General features: G+C 32.4%; 20 protein-coding genes. 3 read left to right on the forward strand and 17 right to left on the reverse strand.

The genetic code is table 11. The annotated features are described in order from the left end of the window. Window positions 1-399: 399 nt before the first annotated feature. From B6K90_RS22215 to B6K90_RS22230, 4 genes are all read right to left on the reverse strand, one after another. Window positions 400-1,092, reverse strand: coding sequence for an ABC transporter permease (locus B6K90_RS22215; RefSeq protein WP_167555466.1), 693 nt, complete (start codon window positions 1,090-1,092; stop codon window positions 400-402). Continuing rightward, the gene (locus B6K90_RS22220; protein WP_088014901.1) at window positions 1,085-2,008 is read right to left on the reverse strand and encodes an ABC transporter ATP-binding protein; all 924 of its coding nucleotides are present in this window, start codon (window positions 2,006-2,008) and stop codon (window positions 1,085-1,087) included. The genes B6K90_RS22215 and B6K90_RS22220 overlap by 8 nt, the downstream gene beginning before the upstream one ends. 98 nt (window positions 2,009-2,106) lie before the next feature. Beyond that, a complete protein-coding gene (locus tag B6K90_RS22225) occupies window positions 2,107-3,042 on the reverse strand; it encodes a sensor histidine kinase (protein ID WP_088014902.1) in 936 nt (311 codons plus the stop codon). A gap of 1 nt (window position 3,043) precedes the next feature. Continuing rightward, window positions 3,044-3,757 (reverse strand): response regulator transcription factor, encoded by a 714-nt coding sequence (locus tag B6K90_RS22230; protein WP_088014903.1) that lies wholly within the window; start codon window positions 3,755-3,757, stop codon window positions 3,044-3,046. 420 nt (window positions 3,758-4,177) lie between these two features. Here B6K90_RS22230 and B6K90_RS22235 point away from each other — a divergent pair, with 420 nt between their 5' ends. Further along, on the forward strand, window positions 4,178-5,008 hold the full coding sequence (locus B6K90_RS22235) for an SGNH/GDSL hydrolase family protein (RefSeq protein ID WP_088014904.1): 831 nt from the start codon (window positions 4,178-4,180) through the stop codon (window positions 5,006-5,008). Between the two features lie 71 nt (window positions 5,009-5,079). Here the strand turns inward: B6K90_RS22235 and B6K90_RS22240 are convergent, their stop codons facing one another. From B6K90_RS22240 to B6K90_RS22265, 6 genes are all read right to left on the reverse strand, one after another. Continuing rightward, a complete protein-coding gene (locus tag B6K90_RS22240; RefSeq protein ID WP_088014905.1) occupies window positions 5,080-6,309 on the reverse strand; it encodes an ABC transporter permease in 1,230 nt (409 codons plus the stop codon). After that, entirely contained in the window at window positions 6,310-7,194 is an 885-nt protein-coding gene (locus B6K90_RS22245; protein WP_088014906.1) for an ABC transporter ATP-binding protein, read from the reverse strand. It lies immediately after the preceding gene. Window positions 7,195-7,396: 202 nt separating this feature from the next. Next, window positions 7,397-7,798 (reverse strand): DUF350 domain-containing protein, encoded by a 402-nt coding sequence (locus tag B6K90_RS22250; RefSeq protein WP_167555467.1) that lies wholly within the window; start codon window positions 7,796-7,798, stop codon window positions 7,397-7,399. A gap of 23 nt (window positions 7,799-7,821) precedes the next feature. Further along, complete coding sequence (locus B6K90_RS22255; RefSeq protein ID WP_088014907.1) at window positions 7,822-9,066, reverse strand: glutathionylspermidine synthase family protein; 1,245 nt, start codon at window positions 9,064-9,066, stop codon at window positions 7,822-7,824. A gap of 2 nt (window positions 9,067-9,068) precedes the next feature. After that, window positions 9,069-9,425 (reverse strand): hypothetical protein, encoded by a 357-nt coding sequence (locus B6K90_RS22260; protein WP_088014908.1) that lies wholly within the window; start codon window positions 9,423-9,425, stop codon window positions 9,069-9,071. Window positions 9,426-9,537: 112 nt separating this feature from the next. Next, on the reverse strand, window positions 9,538-10,074 hold the full coding sequence (locus B6K90_RS22265; protein ID WP_088014909.1) for a hypothetical protein: 537 nt from the start codon (window positions 10,072-10,074) through the stop codon (window positions 9,538-9,540). A 92-nt stretch (window positions 10,075-10,166) separates the two neighbouring features. Here B6K90_RS22265 and B6K90_RS22270 point away from each other — a divergent pair, with 92 nt between their 5' ends. Further along, window positions 10,167-10,607 (forward strand): hypothetical protein, encoded by a 441-nt coding sequence (locus B6K90_RS22270; RefSeq protein WP_088014910.1) that lies wholly within the window; start codon window positions 10,167-10,169, stop codon window positions 10,605-10,607. A 41-nt stretch (window positions 10,608-10,648) separates the two neighbouring features. On the opposite strand, the gene B6K90_RS22275 is transcribed toward B6K90_RS22270, so the two are convergent. From B6K90_RS22275 to zapA, 6 genes are all read right to left on the reverse strand, one after another. Further along, window positions 10,649-11,104 carry a GNAT family N-acetyltransferase gene (locus B6K90_RS22275; RefSeq protein ID WP_088014911.1) on the reverse strand — a complete coding sequence of 152 codons (456 nt, stop codon included), beginning with the start codon at window positions 11,102-11,104 and terminating at the stop codon, window positions 10,649-10,651. A gap of 9 nt (window positions 11,105-11,113) precedes the next feature. After that, complete coding sequence (locus B6K90_RS22280; protein WP_167555468.1) at window positions 11,114-11,983, reverse strand: alpha/beta hydrolase; 870 nt, start codon at window positions 11,981-11,983, stop codon at window positions 11,114-11,116. Window positions 11,984-12,210: 227 nt separating this feature from the next. After that, window positions 12,211-14,565 (reverse strand): endonuclease MutS2, encoded by a 2,355-nt coding sequence (locus B6K90_RS22285; protein WP_088014913.1) that lies wholly within the window; start codon window positions 14,563-14,565, stop codon window positions 12,211-12,213. Between the two features lie 16 nt (window positions 14,566-14,581). Then, window positions 14,582-16,306, reverse strand: coding sequence for a DNA polymerase/3'-5' exonuclease PolX (gene polX / locus B6K90_RS22290; RefSeq protein ID WP_088014914.1), 1,725 nt, complete (start codon window positions 16,304-16,306; stop codon window positions 14,582-14,584). 47 nt (window positions 16,307-16,353) lie between these two features. After that, a complete protein-coding gene (locus tag B6K90_RS22295) occupies window positions 16,354-16,881 on the reverse strand; it encodes a CvpA family protein (protein ID WP_088014915.1) in 528 nt (175 codons plus the stop codon). Beyond that, the gene (gene zapA / locus B6K90_RS22300) at window positions 16,874-17,158 is read right to left on the reverse strand and encodes a cell division protein ZapA (RefSeq protein WP_235821891.1); all 285 of its coding nucleotides are present in this window, start codon (window positions 17,156-17,158) and stop codon (window positions 16,874-16,876) included. The genes B6K90_RS22295 and zapA overlap by 8 nt, the downstream gene beginning before the upstream one ends. Before the next feature lie 104 nt (window positions 17,159-17,262). Between zapA and rnhC the strand changes: the two genes are divergently transcribed. Then, a complete protein-coding gene (rnhC, locus tag B6K90_RS22305; RefSeq protein WP_088014917.1) occupies window positions 17,263-18,195 on the forward strand; it encodes a ribonuclease HIII in 933 nt (310 codons plus the stop codon). Between the two features lie 196 nt (window positions 18,196-18,391). On the opposite strand, the gene B6K90_RS22310 is transcribed toward rnhC, so the two are convergent. Then, a complete protein-coding gene (locus tag B6K90_RS22310; RefSeq protein ID WP_088014918.1) occupies window positions 18,392-18,664 on the reverse strand; it encodes a hypothetical protein in 273 nt (90 codons plus the stop codon). Between the last annotated feature and the right edge of the window lie 33 nt (window positions 18,665-18,697).

Here is an 18,697-nt window from a genome sequence, read left to right on the forward strand (position 1 = left end):
TACCCAATCATTTGATTCTTCGATATAATCCTTCAATTCCGAAAGGAACTGTCTAGCCTTTACCAGAGTAATGTAACCATTCTCTATTTAAGCTAGAAACATTTCGCACAACTATCCTGCCATTTTGTTGAATAAAAAAAATCGACTAAACAGCCGATCTTGTTGTTCAACTAATGCATGCGTTAGCCAACCTTTAATCCTCAGATTCACCACAGTGAATGGAAGTTTATATCGTACTTCCATAGTAGTTGAATAAGAAAATCCCATATGTTAGTTAATTTGTCTAAATGGTCTGAAATATAATATATATTATAATCACAACAATTACTATCATAATAAAGAATTGTATCCAACTAATTGAAACTCCCATGCTATTATTAGATATGTTTCATTAATGAATTAGACTAAATCTTTCTTTTCTATGTTTCGAATTGAATAGTATCCGATATACAAACCGAATAATCCTAGTGATAAAGGAACTGCAATAATTGAAAATAAGTTAAAGTCCTCACTTGTTGAGTTCAAAATTGTAGCGATAAGAATTGAAGATACAATGGTTGCAGGCGACGATTTACGCTGCATGCCAAAGAACAGAGGAATAATACTGATACCTGCTGTCGCAATAGCATTCATAAAAGCAGTCAATAAATGTCTTGAGATATCTTCTAATTCGATCGCTCCCGGTAGAATATTAAAATTCACGTCCGCTAAATTAACAAGGCCTTCTAGAAATAATGTTGAAAACAAAACGTTGACAAAAGTAAAAATAAAAACGATTGTTAACTTTGCGGAAATAATTTTTTTGCGTTTAATGGGATAAGTAAATAATACATCTATTGATTTATTTCTAAATTCGTCTATTATTAATTTCACAATAATTACTGATGCAAAAATTGTAAACGTTGTCCGTACCAGTGCTCCTATTATGCTGGCCGCCATATCGAAACTTTCAATAGGTATTTTCCCACCATCTATCTCTATAAAAAACATCATACTGAGAAGTACAATAAATGAGATATTGCATATAAAAACAGCTTTCCAGTAGTGCCATAATTTAAATTTTTTTATTTCAAGATTAATAAGTTTAAGCATGGACCACGCCCCCATTGATCATCTTTAAGAAATAATCTTCTAATGTATTATCTTTTTTATTGATTGATTCCACTAATACACCATTTAACACAAGGGTTTTAGATATCTTCCCTTGAGCCGTGTTTATGTCATAGATACGAATGGTAGCATCATCGAGTATTTTAAAATTCGTTATGTTCAATGATTCTTTTATAACGTATGACGCTTTTTTTACATCATCCGTTTTTAACTCTATGTACTCTGTATTTTGAAGACGAATTGTGTCCATTAATACTTCCTCTACTAACGTTCCGTCCTTGATTACTCCGATAGTATCGGCAATTTGTTCGATTTCTCCAAGAATATGACTGGAGATTAATAGTGTCATTCCATAATCCTTACTTAACATTTGAAAAAGATTTCGAAATTCCTTAATTCCAAGAGGGTCTAAGCCATTTGTTGGCTCATCTAAAATAAGGATTTCAGGCTTTGTAATAATTGCTCTAGCTAAACCAAGTCTCTGCTTCATCCCTAAAGAGAAATCTTTGACAGCCTTTCCTTCAAAATTTTTTAGTTTTACCATTTCAAGAGCCGTGTCGATCGCACTTTTGTTGTAGTAACCCATATAATCAGAGTGTAGCTCTAAGTTTTCCCGTGCTGTTAACTTGTCATAAAAAACGGGATATTCAATTATGCTCCCCATGCGCTTCAATATTTCATAAGATTTTGGGGTTACTGTTTCACCAGAAATAATAATTTCCCCACTCGTTGGTTTGATTAAGTTCATAATCATTTTCATAACGGTTGTTTTTCCTGCACCGTTCGGACCTAAGAAGCCATATATTTCTCCTTTTTTGACATGCATATTCACATTTGAAACGACCGTCGTACCTTTATAATTTTTGGTAAGTTGATTTGTTTGAATTATATAGGTCATGTTTTTCCCTCCTTCATCCTTTGATTTCATTCTATAGATGAATGTTTTCTTTTCTCTTAACCATTTCTTACAAAATTCTTAAGTTATTACAATTTCGATTAATACGTCATACGCTTCAATTCAATGGTGAAAGTGGTCTTATGATTAGGGATGCTTTCTAATGAAATCTTTCCGCCTAGTTGTTCGACTAATCTTTTCGTTATAGTTAAACCTAACCCGCTACCTTGATAGAGTTTATTTCTTGAATCTTCCAGTGTGTATAATCGTTCAAAGACTCGATCTTTACCATCTTCCAGAATGCCCTTTCCCCGATCGAAGACGTCTATGTAAACCTTATCCTCTGTACTTCTTAGGTGTAACCCAATTACCTTTCCATCTGAACCATACTGAAGAGCATTAGAAATTAAATTATTTAAAATCCGCTCAACCGCTCCTTTATTTCCCCATATAAAATTCTGTTCATTCGGAATATTAATAGATACGCCAAATTCTTTTTTTGTTAGTATTTCATAATAATCCAGAATTGTTTTTTTGCAAATCTCTCCTAATTCGATTTTGGACATTTCTAGATTAACATCATTGGATTCAAGTTTAACAAGATCAAAAAAGCGATTGATTAACCCTAAAACTTCTTCTGCTTTTAAATGAACAGTTTGTAATAAGGATTTTTCTTTTTCTTGTTTAATTGTTTCATCGTGTAAAATGATTTCAATATAACCTAGAATGACAGTAAGTGGCGTTTTTAAATCGTGCGAGATATTCGAGAGCATTTTTCTCATTGAGCGTTCAACAGAATGAAAATTGGCCACTGTTTTCTGGTTGTGTTCTAAGAGGCTATTGATTTGAATTAATAATGATTTCATTTGAGAGTTACTAGTGTAAAGTAGAACATTTTCATCAGTTTGTTGTTCAATGATTGATTGAAGCTTCTTTTCAACATAAGAAATTTCTTGATTCGAAACTCTTTGATGTTGAACTAAATAAATATTAAAAATTAAGGAAGCTGCTAGAAAAAATACAAGAAGATAAATCATGTTAAAATTCCCCCAATTTATAACCAATCCCCCATAAAGTCTTTAAATATTTAGGATTGGAAGGATTATCTTCTATTTTTTCTCTGAGACGTCGTATATGTACATTAATAACATTTTCATCACCATAATATTCTTCTTGCCAAACAAGGCTGTAAACCTGTGCTTTTGTAAATACTTGATTTGGTCTTGTAATAAAGAGTTTTAAGATATTAAACTCTTTTAACGTAAGCTTTACGTCATGACCACATTTTTTTACAGAATAATTTTTCATATCAATGATCAAATCACCTAGTTGAATAGTTTCTTCTTGGTAAGTCGGATTGACCACTTGAGTGGTTAAGTCCATATAATGTTTTTCTCTTCTAAGAATGGCTTTCACTCTAGCGACAAGCTCAATCATTGAAAAAGGCTTTGCAATGTAATCATCTGCACCGAACCCTAGACCTAACGCTTTATCGACGTCTTCTCCTTTTGCAGACATAATTAAAATTGGGATCATACTTTTGGTTCTAATAATCTTTAAGCATTCCATCCCATCAATTATCGGAATCATAATATCAAGTAAAATTAAGTCAAAATTTTGTACTTCTACTATCTGTAATGCCTCTTCACCATCAAAGACGGTGGAAACTGCATATCCATGTTTCACCAAAGTATCCTTTATCATCTCACTAATGTAGTGATCATCTTCTACAATTAAGATTCGATTGTTCATAATCCCATCCTCAACTTTTATTCTGGTTTTTCATAAAAACTATATTAATACACTAAAATACTCCCAAGATAAAAATATCTTAAGGAGTACTAGAATACAATATTTAACATGTAAATTTCTCCACTTTTTAATTCCTATGGATAAATTTTCCACATACAAATACTTCTATTTAATAACTAAAAAACCCTTCAAATTCAAAAATCCTTATGCAACTAAACTGCCATATAGTTGAATAAGGATATCAATATTATCTTTTAAAAGAACCTTATTTAAAAGAATATTTGATTACAGAATGGAATATACAACATTGTAAAGTTGATTTTATTTGAATATATAATATATAGTACTGTGGTTAAAATTTCATTAAGAGAATAGTGCTTTACATGTTTATAAAGTAAATGTGTAAAAAGGGTGATAACTATGTTTAGTTTAACATCAAAAGTAAAACGATTTTGCAAATCAATGTTAACAAATATATCAGAGCTAAAGGTTAAAAAAATAACGAACAAATCAAAAAAATGGATTAGTTATGGAGATAGTATCACTTCGTCTAACGGATGGCAGCCAGCTGTAGCGAAAAAGTTAGGTTTGACTCATGTGAATAGAGGGATCGGTGGAACAACAATTGCTGAAAATGGTTCGATTGCTTGGATTGATAAAAATGGAAATTACAAAGGTCAACCACCTAAAACACAGCCTAATGGAACGATTGAAATTTTATCAAGTATGTGTAACAGTCAAAGGATTAATGCTACGATTCCACTTAATACTCAAATTTTAACAATAATGGGTGGAACAAATGACTTTGGTAGAGGCATTCCTTTAGGTAAAGGGTTCCCAACAAATGAACGACCAAACTTAGACGAATCTACATTTATCGGTGCTTTGTGTTCAATGATTGAAAAAATACAAACAAGGGTTCCGAATTGTAGGATTATTCTTATGACGCCTGTGCCTAGATATCACAACGGAAAATATGAAGATAAAAATAAAGCCGGGTTTTTAACATCTGATTATGCTAGCGCTGTAAAAGCTGTAGCAGCTTTTTACGCATTACCATGCATTGACCTCTACTCTAAAGTTGGTTGGAACAAAATGAACGGTGAGTATTACTTAAGTGATAGTATGCACCCGAATAAAACAAGAGGCTATAAACGTATTTCAGAGATTGTAATTGGTGAGTTGGAGGTTCTACAGCAGGATGTTAAAAGCAGTATAGAACAAGATGATAATAGTAAAATAGAAACTTAGTCGACACTTCTATAGCACAATGTAAAAAAAAGATCTCAAAAGTCAGCAGACTGACCTATGAGATCTTTTTTTTATTGTCTTTTTAATAATCTAGCTACATCTTTCCATTTTACTTTTTCACTGTAATACATTACGCCATTAACATAAATGCGGCTAGCAACACGAGTTAAAATCATAATTGAAACGATTAAAATTAATATACTAGCACTTATTTCTATAAAATTCATTTCTCCACTTACAAACCTAGTAAATGCTACAAGCGGGGCAAAAAATGGAATATATGAGCTAATTTGGACAAGTGTTCCATTGGGGTTAATTAATGCATTAATACTAATAAAGAATGCAGCTACAACTAAGATTGTCAATGGCATCAGTACCATTTGAAGCTCCTCTGTTCTAGAAACTACTGATCCAATTGCAGCGTAAAGTAATCCATATAGTAAATAACCTAATAAGAAATAAACAACAAAAGCAATGATCGTTGTACTATCTAATGCCTCTAAATCTATTTTCATTCCAAAAAACGATATGGCATCAGAGTTTACCCAGCCTAATAAATTGGCAAATAGAAATCCTAATCCTAATACAACAAGCTGTGCACATGCTACAAAAAATACTGCAATAACTCTTCCGTATAAAGTCATAACAGGACTTACTTTAGGTAGTAATACTTCCATTACTCTAGAAGACTTTTCTGCAACAATACCCGTTGCAATTGAATTTCCATAAATTAATAGAAACATATATAGTAAAAAGCCAAAAAAGTAAGCTATACCGAATGTAGCCATAGGATCCTTAAGAACATTTTCATTTACTTCTACTTTTTGCAATAATTTTGTTGCTGACTCAGGCGATAGCTTTAAGTCTTGGGCAGTTTTATTTAAATAATTTTGCTGCAATGTCGTATTTAAAACTGAAAGCACTTCACTATTTGAAAACTTCTTATATGTATATTGAATTGACGGGACATTGTTCTTCTCGGTGAGAATAATTAGTCCATCTTTTGACCCATCTTCAACCTGGTTTTTTAAATCTTTTTCTTTCGATGCATCGCTCTGCTCGATCTTTGCGGATTTAATCGTTTTGTTTACACTAGTAATATCTACCGAATAATTTTTCGACTTATTTATTAAAACAATTTTATCTTTATCCTTATTACTCTTTTCTGTGCCAGCAAAATATTTTTGTACCCCAAATACTCCAACGACTAATACAAATAAAATAATACTCATAATCATCGTTGCTCTCGCCATAAGACCTTCACGTAAATGAAATAAAAAGACAGTACTAAACTTCTTCATTTATTTCGCCCTCTCTATAAAGATATCATTTAGTGTAGGCTCTAATAATTGAAACTTCTTTATATAACCTAAGTCCGACTTAATACGATTTAAAATCGTAAAAGCTTCCTCATCACTTTTTACCTTTACGTAAATTCCTAATTGCTTTTGTTCATAGCTTACATTATTGGAATCTAGTATTTGTTTAATCGATGCTATATCTTCTAAAATTAAATTTCTATACCCATAATCTTCTTTTAATCTACTTAAACTACCTTCTGCGACTACATTACCGTTCTTAAGTATACAAACATGCTCGCAAAAAGTCTCAACTTGATCCATACGGTGACTCGATAATATAACCGTTTTCCCTTTCTGAATTTGTTCGGTAATAATTGAAGCCATTAACTCCGCATTAACTGGATCTAGTCCACTAAATGGCTCATCTAAAATAATCAACTCAGGGTTATGTAATAAGGTTACAATTAGTTGAATTTTTTGTTGGTTACCTTTCGACAGTTCTCCTGCCTTTTTATTTCGATAATGTGGTATTTCTAAGCGATCTAGCCAATATGTTATTGCGACATCAATCTCTTTATTAGACATACCTTCTAATTTTCCGAAATATTTAAGCTGATCAACAACCTTGCTTTTGGTAAATAATCCTCTTTCTTCTGGTAAATACCCTACCTTAACTTTATCGGTTTTAAATGGGCTGCCTTTCCAAGTTATTTCTCCTTTAGTAGATGTAAGAAGGCCTAATAACATTTTAATGGTAGTCGTTTTTCCTGCTCCATTTCTACCTAATAAACCTAATACTCTTCCTGTAGGTAAAGTCAATGACAATTCGTTAACGGCAATAGTATCTCCAAAATGTTTAGACAGCTGTTTTATTTCTAAAGTCAACGCTCTTCCTCCTTTTTGAAGTTTAAGTAAAAGTATACTTAAATGAAATTTTATTTTTTAAAAACACCTATACATTAAGCATACATTTAAAAGAATTTTAATAAAAGGTAAAATCTTTATCTATTTAATTTGATCATTCTAAAAACTAATATTTAAAAATATGAGAATGCCACTCTAGCATTCTCATTTCATTGTAAAGACATTAATATGAAATACTACCTGAAATTAATAACCCTACTGTTACACTTAAAGTAAACAATAAAGCAGCTACTGCAATATTTCCTTCTTCAACCTTTTTTGCAAAGGATATTTTCGGAAATAATACAAATTCTGCAATCCAATATGTAACCATTTGAGCTATAATACCAATTAAGCTCCAAATAATAAAATCACCATAGTTAACTGAATACTTTGCTGCTGACATAATAACAATTGCTAATCCTACTAATTTTCCCGCTAATTTCAGTGCAACGGCAATATTGCCATCCTCTAAAATTAATTTTTGTTCACTCATCTTCGTTGTAAAAGTAAAAGCTAAAAATCCAATAAATAAAAGAATAACTCCTGATCCTAAATACATCAAAGTACTAACAATACTTTCCATTTATCTTCTCATCCCCTCACTATTTAATTTTTTTCTTCAACAATCCCTACAGGTAAAAAACAACTTTCATTTCCAGTAATAATATTCCCGGCACGTACACCAATTGCGCCGTATTCTTCTTTAATCAAAAAACTACCTATTAATACATGTAAATCTATCATTCCATCAGGAGTCATAACCTTTTTCATAGGTAAAGGTGAATATTGTTGATACACCATAACTTGATCATGATAGTTATTTTGTTTGCTTTGTTGACGATTTACTCCGTTAATAATCTTAATTGAATCTCCTTCACGGCCAAATGCAGGTTTCTCAACATACGGAAGTTTGTGTTCTATAAAGAAATCTGGTTCTAAAAACGTTGGTAGAAAATGTTTACTAATTACATCATGTTCTTCGTCAGTATAGACATCTGATTGCTCTATATGTAAATTCCAAATTAATGCTTGAACAGCCTTGGATTGTAGTAAGAATGCAGATAATGGATTGAAAATAATCAATTTTCCATCGTTTACAAGTTCTAATAGTGCCAAGCCAATTTTTGTTCCATCTGAAGACTGATCAAGCTCTAGGTGTTCAATTGGATAGGTTTGTCGATAAAGAATGTGTATTCTTTCCCCTTTAGGTGTGTACAACCCAGCATTTTCAATAATTTGTAAATCTTCTAGCGGTATTAATTGACTCTTACCATTGTATAGAGATTGAATGTATTTAACTGTCTTCCAATCTTCTTCATGATCACCATGAGCGGTAAAAACAATAATTGGTTCATCTAATCCTTTTATACTTTTATTTACAGCATGATTTATAACATTAGAAAGTTTCATTTCACTATCAGCATTAGGATTCTTCAATTTAAAATAATCCGTGATGTAGCCATTAACATGATGTGTCTCCATAATAAAAGTTGGAGTGTCACTATTGCATTCATAATGTTTCCATCCATCTACTGTACAAACAAGGTCAATTCTTCTAATAATACCTTCACTTTCGATCGCTTTATGGCGTATAAATGGTACGATTTCCTTTGAATAACCGAGCATATAAAAAACATCATCTGGTAACTGTCTCATTAATCGAGCAGTCTTATCATAGATTTTTCCAATTTGTTCCGTAATTGAATGAATTTCATCAACTTCACTTTCACTTAATGGATAATAGTCTAATAAAGCATAATATGAATCTTGTAAATCCGCCCAAAAATCTGGAAGTCTTTTATATACTTCTTTGCGTTTTCGCCTATGATTCTGTAAGTTGGCATTATCCATTTTTAACCACCAAATCCTCCAGATGAACCCTTTCCAAAACCACTTTTACTTGAAGTCGATGTATGCCCTGCATATCTACTAGAAGATTTATAGCTCTTATACGAACTACTACCATGAAGTGCCTTTCTTGTTGGATAAAATATTCCTCCATGATAATAACTATGGTAGTAATGACTAGTGCTGTCATCACAAACCCATACACCTTCGTCATCATCAAATTCCCAATCACGGCAATCGTCATTTTTCGGTTTATCTGGTCGGTCAGCATTTTGAGAACCACAGCCAGCTAATGTACTTACTGCTAATCCACTCGTTAATGCGATACTAACTCTTTTCATTAATAATGATGTTTTTGACATTGGGATCTCCTTTCGAGTATTGAATTATACTATTCTATACTAAACTAATCCCTCTCTTAAAGTATATAGAATTTAGCTTTAACTATCCCTCTTACTCTCTTTATCTTTTAAACTAACCTCCAAATCCTCCAGAAACTCCACTACCGAATCCACTTTTTTTGACTGAGGAACTTGTTCCTTTTATAATGCCTGTGGATTTATATTGTTTAAAATCATTGTTGTTATACAACATATTTTTTGCTGCAAAGTATGAGCCTAAAAAGAAGTAATTTCGGTAATATGAACTCGAACTATCATCACAAATCCAAATATTATCTTCATAATCAAATTCCCAATCACTACAATTATCGTCATCAGGCATTTCTGTATCTGTATATTCAAACTCTGTTTCGTCACTTTCAGTTTGTTCATAGGTGGTATCAGAATTATCAGCCTCATCTAAACTATCTTCAGATGTCGCCTGCTCATCAACCTCATTTACTTGGTTTGTATTTTCTTGAGCCTGTTGACTTGATTCATAATAATCTTGAGAATTATCAGTTGTCGCCACAAACTCTGGTTCAGATCCACACCCGCTTAATGAACTTATTGCAATACTACTTGTTAAGGCAATACTCACTTTTTTCATTAATTCTGACGTTTTTGACATTGTTTTCTCCTATCGTGAAATAAATACATACATTTCTATCCTAAACTGTGATATATACTAATGTATATACAATTATTAAAGGAGTTTGAACAATGTTTAATACAGACAACATCTTTGTTCTTGAATATCGATTACTTGATGGAGAATTGACACGACCTATTTACCATTTTCCATTTTTATCGAAGGTCCAAATTTTTACTAGAAGATATTGCGATTATTTTATTTTAAATGGTTTCGTTTATGAGAACAGAGGCTCTTATATCGAAGAAGATCGATATGTAATTGAAGTAATCGAATCAGATATGGAAAATACTCCTTTTTACCCTTTAAACAGACCGTTAGGCATTGAAATTAGAGATGTCGATACATTTGATGAAATACATTTCTATGAAAGTGGAGATGAATTAGACTTACTTTCTTGGCTTCAATCAACTTATATAACGATAAATCATCAAATTTATGAGCAAACTTCAAATGAAGTTGATCAAGACCGTAATACTTACGTTATGTATGTCAAACCGTTTAATGAATAAAAAATAAGCTACCTAAATCTTTTTAGGTAGCTTTAAGTTTATTATAAATCTTGTTCTAGCTTTATTAAATCCTTACACTGTATGCCATTTTCCCAAATTTCTTCATCATAATTATTAATAAAGAAATCATAAAAAACAGTACTGATTTGAAACCCACAATTTTTATATAGTGATAATTGATGAGTACTTGAATTACCGGTACAGATCGAAATTTTAGAATAACCAAGTTTTTTTGATTCATTAATTCCATAGTGTATTAAATTCTTTCCAATTCCTTTTCCTTGGAAGGCTGGATCAATTGCAATATTTTTAATTTCAACCTCTTTACTTGAATTCTCCATTAATACTAATACACCAACGAGTAAATTTTGGTCTAGCACTTCATAAATTTTACTCTTTTGAATATATTTTTCTACCATTTCTTTTGAAGGATCAGCAAGTAATAATAGACTCCAATGCTCTTTTGTTAGAAATTGAATTTTATTAATATGATTCATTGATTCTCCTTACTTCTTTAATCTTGCCTTTAAATAATTTATCGTATCATTCGTGGATTTTTGTATCGAAAGATTTGTAAATCCATGATTTCCATTCTTAAGCGGAATCAAAGTAACCATTTTTGGATTTTTCTTAGCAAATCTCTTAGATTGACTGAACGGAACAAGCTTATCTCCTGTACCATGTACTATAAAGATCGGAACTTTTGTCTTTTCTACATATTGAATAGGACTCATTCGATTATACTCATCTGTCATTTGATCTACAGTACTATTCATATATTTCTCTACGATTTCTGAACTTCTTGAAGAAGGAGATTGGTTCATAGTCGTTAAGTCTGAAATTGGATACCATGCAATAATATATTTTATTTTATTTTGGATATCAGGCTGAAGACCAGTTAATAAAGCTAAGTGTCCTCCGGCAGAAGCACCAGCTATACCGATTTGATTTCGATCAATTCCTAATTCAGTTGAATTTTTGTAAATAAAGTCGATTGCTGTTTTCACGTCACGAACTGGAAAGTTATAAGAATAATTTTCTTTTGAATATAGTGTGTAGTCTATACTAATTGCTGTATATCCATCTTCTACTATTTCATTAAAAATTGTATTCCAACGTTTATTTAACGCTTTACTTCCATATCTCCAAGAACCGCCATGAACAAATATCAACGTTGGTGATGGTCCATGTGATTTTTTAGAACGGTATATATCAAAGGTTTGTGGAACTTGGGCAGGATTTGTGTAACGTACATCTCTTTGCACAATAATATCTTTATTTACATCATTTATCTTCTTTTTGTGTTTATGATGAAAACCATTAAATCCAACAAAGACAATAACAAAGATGACTAATGCTAAAATGATTTTCTTCAAGACAATTCACCTTTCTAATAAAAAAGAGACTAACTCAGGTTATGTCTTCTAAGTTCATTATTATGTAAGATTTTATGTCTACATAAATTAATAGAAATACAATAATGATGCTAGTCTCAATTACTTTATTTAATAACTGTTACATACAAAATTCCCCAAATTAAAAATACTGCACAAACCGCAAATAATATTTTTGCCAACTTTTCCATCTTAGAACCCCTATTACCTTATTTTAAATCGACAACTGTAACACCTATTCCGCCTTCGGAAGCTGCTCCATATCGATAAGATTTAACTGCTCTGTGTTTTTTTAAGTATTCCTGTACCCCTTGTCTCAGTGCACCAGTTCCTTTTCCATGAATGATATTAATTCGAGGATAACCGGCTAATAATGCATCATCGATATATTTTTCAACGCGAATTAACGCGTCTTCATATCTTTCTCCTCTAAGATCCAGCTCCAGATTAACATGAAAATCTTTACCTTTTACAGATGTAACTGTTCGTTCTTTTTCTACTTTAGGTGAACTAATATATTCGATATCTTTTTCTTTAACTTTCATTTTAATAATACCGAGCTGAACTTGCCATTCACCCTCACTAATTTGATCAAGTAATGTCCCTTTTTGGTTAAAGCTAATCACTTTTACTTCGTCACCTTCACGAAGCTTTCTTTGTTTCTTCGGAGCAGCCTGAGGAATTGCTTTCTTTGGAGCATAAGGTATTGCCCCTTCCAATCTAGTTCTTGCCTCAATTAATTCATGATCTTTAATCGATGCTAATTGGCTATTCTTTAACTCTCTCAGCTCTTTAATAATTTCTTCTGCTTCTTGTTGTGCTACTCTGACACGCTTTTTCGCTTCTTCTTGTGCTCCACGATATAATTCATCACGGTGCTCATAAAATTCCATCATTTGCTTTTGTAAGTCTTTGAAAACACGTTCTGATTCTTTACGGAAATCTTCTGCTTCTTTCCATTCTGTTTCTGCACCTTTTCTACTTGATTCTAAAGATGCAATCATATTTTCAACTTCATTACTTTCTTCACTTACATGATTTCTTGCTTTTTCAATTACACGATTTGAAAGTCCTAGTCTTCTAGAAATCTCAAAAGCATTACTTCTACCTGGTACACCTATTAATAATCGATAAGTCGGACTTAATGTTTCTACATCAAATTCAACACTTGCATTCATAACGTGCTCTCGATTGTAACTATATGCTTTTAATTCAGGATAATGCGTTGTCGCTACTACTCTTGCACCGTATTCACTTACCTCATCTAATATTGAGATTGCTAATGCCGCACCTTCCTGAGGGTCAGTTCCAGCACCTAATTCATCAAATAATACAAGACTACTATGATTTACATGTTTTAAAATATCGACAATATTCACCATATGTGAAGAAAATGTACTTAAACTCTGTTCGATTGATTGCTCATCACCAATATCGGCGAAAATTTGCTCAAACACACAGATTTCTGAACCGTCAAGTGCAGGAATTTGCAAACCAGATTGTGCCATTAAAACACAAATACCAATCGTTTTTAAAGTAACCGTCTTACCACCCGTATTTGGACCAGTAATCACGATCGTAGTAAAATCCTTACCTAATTCTATATCATTAGCGACTACTACATCTCTTGGAATGAGAGGATGACGTGCTTTTTTTAATTTAAAATATCGATCGTTATTCAAAATTGGTTTACTTGCCTTAATTGAATGAGAATAATTAGCTTTTGCAAATAAGAAATCCATTTCAGCTAAAATTTCAACATTTTGCAATAAATCCGCTGAAGCTTCCGCAACTTGACCTGTTAATGCCATTAAAATTTTCTCAATTTCTTGCTCTTCTTTAACTTTAGCTTCTTGTAAACTATTGTTTAATGTAACGACAGCTTGTGGCTCAATAAATAATGTTTGACCAGAAGAAGATTGATCATGAACTATCCCGCCATAAACATGTCGATATTCTTGTTTTACTGGAATAACGAAACGATCATTACGAATCGTAACGATTGAATCTGATAACATTTTTTGTGCATTTGTTCCTCTAGTTAGACTCTCTAACTTTTCACGAATTCGAGCTTCAGCTGTTCGAACTTGTCCTCGAATCATTCGAAGTGTCACACTAGCATCATCTAAAACTTCTCCATTATCACCAATAGCAGCCTTTATATTTTTATCTAATTCTAATAAAGGAATGATTTGCTCACTTAATGATTCTAAGTATGGAATTTCAACTTCACTCTCAATTAAGCCTTCAATGAATCGAATCATTTGACGTCCGGCATACGTAACACCAGAAATCGCTATTAGTTCAGAAGGAGATAGCGTTCCACCAATATCTGCTCTTTTTACTTGCATTCTTATATCTGATAATCCACCAAGTGGTACATTTCCTCGTAGACGGATAACTTTCACAGCTTCGTCAGTTGATTCATGTAGTTCTACAACTTCATCAAAACTAGTACTTGGTAATAGGTTTTTTATACGTTCCTTACCTAATGAAGATGAAGCGTGTTTAAGTAATTGTTCTTTTATTTTATCGTACTCTAAAACTCTTAACGTACGTTTCATATGCCCCGTAACCTCCTTACACTCGATTACGTTTCCTTTCAATCAAACTTAAAAGTTCGTGTAATTCAAATGTATTTACAATATTTTCTATTTTTAACCAAGCCTTCTTGGCCGCACTAACCCCGACAGTCATATGCTCTAGCATATCAATGTTATGTGCATCAGTATTAATAGATAGCATCACACCAGCATCACTTGCCATCATTAACATTTCTTTATTTAAATCTAAACGATTTGGATTTGCATTTAATTCTAAAATTGTACCTGTCTCTTTTGCTACAGAAATTAATTCTTCAGCATTCACTTTGTATCCAGCTCTTCTGCCAATTTTGCGCCCTGTTGGATGCCCAATCATACTAACATAAGGATTTCTCATTGCATTTTTTAAACGCATCATGATTGTCTCTTCATCTTGACTAAAGCTAGAGTGAATTGATGCAATAACAAAATCAAGTGAACGTAAAACATCATCTTCATAATCTAACGAACCATCAGGTAAAATATCCATTTCTACTCCATGTAGAATTGTAAAATCAGTGTATTTTTCATTAACACGCTGAATTTCTTCTTTTTGCTTCCATAAGCGCTCAGGTGTCAAACCGTTCGCAACCTTTAAATATTGTGAATGGTCTGTGATAACAATATATTTGTATCCCTTTGCACGACACGCATCTGCCATTTCTTCGATTGAATGGCCACCATCACTCCAAGTAGAGTGCATATGCAAATCAGATTTCATATCTTCTAAACGAATTAATGGGTACTCGTTTGTAAAAGTTGAAACTTCCTTTCCATCCTCTCGAATTTCAGGTGGAAAACAAGGTAAATTAAAGTGAGCATAAAAATCCTTTTCATTATCAAATGTTAAAACTTCTCCAGTATTAACATTCTCAACACCATACTCACTAATTTTTTCGTCACGCTCTTTAGCCAATTGACGCATAGCTACATTATGATCCTTAGAACCAGTAAAATGATGTAGAGTTGTTGCAAACTCTTTTGGCTGAATAATTCGGAAGTCAACTGAAATCTCATATTCAACACCTTTTAAAACAAGAGAAACTTTTGTATCTCCTTGTGCAATTACTCGAACGATTTCCGGCATCGAAAGTAATTGTTCTTTAATACTTTCCGGTTTATTTGATGCAACAATGAAGTCTAAATCTTTAACAGTTTCACGTACTCTTCGTAAGCTTCCTGCTCTTGAAAACTTTACAACATCCTTCATTTCTGCTAAATAAGCTTCAATTTTATGAGCAATTGGTAATACATCAGCCAACGGCAAACGTTCAGGCTGCTTACCAAACTCCTCGATTGATTCTAAAATATTCTTCTCTGTCTTTTTACCGAATCCAGCTAATCCTTGTAACTTACCATTTAAGCATGCTTCTTTTAACTGCTCCATGCTCTCAATTTGTAAAGCTTGATAAAGCTTAGCTACTTTTTTCCCACCTAATCCTGGTAGTCTGAGTAAAGGAAGTAAAGTTTTAGGCAATGATTCTTGCAGTTCTTCCAATACCGTACTTTTGCCAGTTTCAATGTATTCTAAAATTACTGCAGAAGTCCCTTTTCCGATTCCTTTTATGGCAGTAAAGTCGTCGATTTGTTCAAGACTTCTTTCGTCAGTTTCTAATGCATTTGCCGCTTTACGAAATGCTGATATTTTAAAAGCATTCTCACCTTTTAGTTCTAAATAAGTAGCAATTTGTTCTAATAGTTTAATTAACTCTTTTTTGTGCATTTTAAGTCACCTACTTAACATAGAAATTGTTTTTTCACTTAAACTCATTAAAGAATTTCCGAACTAGAAAACCCGTTCCATAATTCCATTAATTGATTTGATATAAATGGTGTATGTTGAACCATAAAATACGCGATATTTGATTTATGTAATAAAACATGAAGCGTATCAATTGGGACGATTAAAGCGATAAAAAGCGCCAAAACCGAAAATAAATAAACCTCTATAAAACCAAAAATACCACCTAAGAAAGAGTTCATCTGCTTTAAAACAGGTAATTGGAAAACTCCATTTAATAACGAACCAATAAATGAAATAACTAGCCTTGTCCCAATAAATAGCAAAGCAAAAGCTATAATTTCATATACAAACTGTTCTGTATTTACGACCTGGCCTCCACTAATATGGATTGGAAATATTTTCTTAAGAGAAGTAGCGGTCTGCTCATAATAATGATAAGCTAAGTATAAGGAAAGTAAAAAACCTAGTAATCGTACAAGGCTGCTAATAAATCCTCTTTTCCAACCTGTCAAAATTCCTAAAATAAAAATAATAAGTATAATTAAATCAATCATTGTTTTTCTGCTCACTTTTCGTTTGTTTTTCTAATAATTTTTCGAGCATTTCAGCTCTTTCTTTTAATTTTACATAATCACTTACAATATTTATTGCTGTCAATACAGCTAATTTATTAGTATCTAATAATGGATTTTTTTTATTTATTTCTTTCATTTTATCATCTACAATTGAGGCAACATGGCGAATATGATCTGTTGACTCATCACCAGTAATTGCATAATGTTGCCCATAAATAGTTACATTTAGTTTTTGTTTCGATGAAGAATTGGACAACTTCATACCTCCATTTCAGCTATAAACATTCTAACCTTAACTATAACACGAAATTCAATACAATCAAAAGTATTGGAAAATATCCATTTATAAAGGAGAAATTTATGTCAAACACTGTATTAACAGTTTCTGAGGATACTCTCTTAAAAATGAAAGCACACTACCAAAGTAGCCTTCAATCAAAAGTACCACAAGGTGGAGTATTTATGGCCAAACCAAATGGCTGTACAATTACTGCATATAAATCCGGTAAAGTAGTGTTCCAAGGCTCTAATTGTGATGCTGAAGTAAGTATATGGCAAGGTAAATCGGCTAGCCAAACTCCTAAAAAAGTAAACCCTACAAATACGAATTCAACTTTACCTAAAAACTTTTCAAGTCTTGCAGTTATAGGCAGTGATGAAGTTGGTACAGGTGACTACTTTGGACCAATGGCAGTAGTAGCTTCCTTTGTAGAACCAAGTCAATTCGAATTACTAAAAGAATTAGGCGTAAAAGATTCCAAAGAACTAACGGACGATGCCATTTGCAGCATAGCAAAAAAAATTGTTCATGTCGTAAGTTACAGCCTCTTAGTACTGAACAATGAAAAATACAATGCTATGCAGGAAAAAGGCTATAATATGAATAAACTAAAGGCCCTATTACATAATCAAGCAATTCGAAATACTATATCAAAATTAGAGGGTAAAAAATACGATGCAATCTTAATTGATCAATTTACTCCTCCAAATCTATACTACGGATATCTAAAAGGAACAAAAGAAGTTATTCGTGATAAAGTTCAATTTGCTACAAAAGCAGAAGGTTTGCATCTCTCAGTTGCAGTTTCTTCTATTTTAGCCCGCTATGCTTTCCTACAACAAATGGATCAATTAAGCGAAAAAGCTGGCATGACCTTACCAAAAGGTGCTGGAGCAAAAGTTGATCAAGCCGCTGCAAAAATAATTAAATCAAAAGGTTTTGAAGCTTTACGAAGTTTAACGAAATTACACTTTGCTAATACCGAAAAGGCATTAAAGATTGCGAAAAAATGACATTACCCATTTGCATTCTAAAGGTTAAGTTGAATGACTCATATGGGAGGTACAGGAAGGCTGAAACTCTATAGGAGTTACGGACGAAGAGACTATCTCGCCTCCCACAAAAAAGCGAGTATCCTTGAATAGAAAAAAACATTCTTATGCTTAAAGTATACGAAAACATCAAAAAAGCTGTATTCTAAACATTCCTTTAGAATACAGCATCTACTATAAATACAATGAAACCTAATAGGCTAGCAACTTGTTTTTGTTTTTTATATCGAAGCATCGGTTTAGATAATAAAAATAAACAAATCAAAAATCCAAAGGGGATCGGTAACCAAAATAACCTAAATGGTAAAGAAGCTAGTACATAATAACCGATCATTTGAAACCCAAGATTACTAACATCCCGCTTAATGGCATCTTTATAAACAGCTAGCACTCCAACCAACAATCCGACATAAAGTAAAAAGATTAACATCAAGCCACCTCCAAGATTGTCCTACTAATAACC

The organism is Gottfriedia acidiceleris (genome assembly GCF_002128425.1).
GTDB lineage: Bacteria > Bacillota > Bacilli > Bacillales > Bacillaceae_G > Gottfriedia > Gottfriedia acidiceleris.